The sequence below is a fragment of the Steroidobacter sp. genome, from assembly GCF_016790065.1.
In the GTDB taxonomy this organism is placed as follows: domain Bacteria; phylum Pseudomonadota; class Gammaproteobacteria; order Steroidobacterales; family Steroidobacteraceae; genus Steroidobacter.
Genome location: NZ_JAEUPY010000379.1, coordinates 1 through 1986 on the forward strand (window position 1 = coordinate 1; position 1986 = coordinate 1986).

Genomic DNA, 1986 nt, shown 5'->3' on the forward strand with positions numbered 1-1986 from the left:
GGATGTCGTCCAGGTGCTCATCGAGATGCGGGCGCCCGGCTGCCAGTGGCTCGATCTCGCGGGCGCTGATGACGCGCCGGCCGCTTGACCTTGCAGGGATGCGACGGCGGTGAACGATTGAAACACCTGGCGTCGGGTGGCTGCGACGAAAGCCGCCGCTCGACCGCCGCCATCCCATCGTTCGCCTCTCCGAACACGCAGGGTTCGCCGGACATCGTCCACGCGAACTTCCGATCAACGGGCCTTTTCTTTTGGAGATGAGCCATGAACCCAAACCCGAGTATGACCCTGGCCGGCGCCCAGCCGGCACCATCATCGAACCATGACATCCATGTCGGCACCCTCGAGATCACACAAGCCATCGCAGAGAACGTGTTGGCACTGATCGACCAGGGCCTCTTGGCTGGACTGGGGCGCCCAACGCCCGGGCAGATGGGTGTGGAAGCCACCGCCTGCTATGCACTGGGGTTGCCGCACAGTGCTGATCCGGGCTGTATAGAGCACTGCCTGCGGCATCTCGTCGGCGGACTGAATGACTGTGACTGGTCATCCCCACAAGCGCGCGCTCGCGGCCTTCGTCGGTTGGGCGTGGCCCAGCTCGGTACCCAGGGAGTTCTCAACACCAAGGCGTTCAGTGCGCTTGTGGTCCGCCTCACGCTGCCACACGTCTCGAAGGGGCTGCGTGCGGTGGCGTCGATCTTCCGCACGCTTTCACATCATGATGCACTCTCCGCTGCAGCAGATCGATGCGAACGCGAATCCACGCTTCTGTCGTACATCGGGGCACAACGGATTCTCAGCGCGGCGCACGGCGATGCATCGAGCATCGAGCCTTCGCAAATCTCTTTGGCGCAGGCCGCGACCAGTGCCGCCTGGGTCTGCGCGCTCCAAGCGGGCCGTGCGGTCGACGCGAACAGCGACATCAGCGACAGCGGCCGAGCGCTGTGCGCGCTCGCCGCCGCGGTCTACGCGGTCGAAGCCGAGGCGCAAGCGGCGGCTAACCCTGCCTCAGCCAAGACTGGCGATCCTGTCACTCGTGACACCGGGCTCGCCGCCGTCGCTGAAATGCTGGTCCAACTATTGATTGAGATGAAGTCGCCCGGCTGTCAATGGTTGGAGCTCACGGACAGGCCATAGCGCCGCACGGCCGGTCGTGGATCTGTTCTCGAAGGCAACGGCAGCAATTGCGAACGGATGCGGAGCACGAGTGAAGGATGAAACGTCACGGACACGTTCGCCACGCGCGCCTCGAAGGCTCGCATGACTGAGACTTCGACACACACCGGTGCGATAACCTGCCCGCACCCTTCGAAAGCGCACCAACCTTGGTGCACGAGACTGGTACGAGCTTGCGAGTGATCCGTCTCCCAGGCTCGAGCGAGTAGAACAGCGGTCGAACCGTTCGCGTGGCTCGACCGACAACACCAACTCCGCGCGATCGGCGCTCGATGCGCACGCTCGCAGTCTTTGCCGCCCGAATTTTCTCCCATCCGCTGATCGCGATTGGAGCCCCCTTACCCCGCACGAGCATGGCCTGTGCGGGACCTCCTTCATCGTCCCACTCTGAGAGGTCAGAAATGACGAACCCAACTTGGCATGGCGCGCCCAGCGCCACCCCGCAGACTCCTTGCACCGTGGCATCGATTCAGCATGAGCCGACACATCCGGCTGCGTTGAAGGCTCTCGCATATCGCTGTTGGTCCATGCGGCGCCGACCTTGTGGCTTCACCGATGGGCACACCGCATCGACGCGGGCCAGCAACGACCGCGAGGTGACGCCGTCATGAGAAGCCTGCTGGAACTCATCCGCTTACGGATGGATGCGCTCCGCGAGCACGCACACGTCCACCACAAGGCTTATCACCACGTGCACAACGTTCTGCATCTGGGATACCTCGGGATGGTCTCGGCGCACGGGCCGTATTACATCCCGGCGGGCCTGCTCTTTGTCGTGATCATCATCGGCTATGCTCTCCACATGGAGGG

At 63.5% G+C, this 1986-nt stretch carries 3 protein-coding genes; 2 read left to right on the top strand and 1 reads right to left on the bottom strand.

Annotation, left to right across the window (positions count from 1 at the left end; all coding sequences use genetic code 11):
- Positions 1 to 222, bottom strand: a 222-nt coding sequence (locus tag JNL55_RS15615; RefSeq protein ID WP_293855212.1) for a hypothetical protein, incomplete at its 3' end; no start/stop codon positions are given.
- Positions 223 to 264: 42 nt separating this feature from the next.
- Between JNL55_RS15615 and JNL55_RS15620 the strand changes: the two genes are divergently transcribed.
- The gene (locus JNL55_RS15620; RefSeq protein ID WP_293855215.1) at positions 265 to 1137 is read left to right on the top strand and encodes a hypothetical protein; all 873 of its coding nucleotides are present in this window, start codon (positions 265 to 267) and stop codon (positions 1135 to 1137) included.
- A 646-nt stretch (positions 1138 to 1783) separates the two neighbouring features.
- The coding region (locus JNL55_RS15625) for a hypothetical protein (RefSeq protein ID WP_293855218.1) at positions 1784 to 1986 on the top strand (203 nt) is incomplete at its 3' end.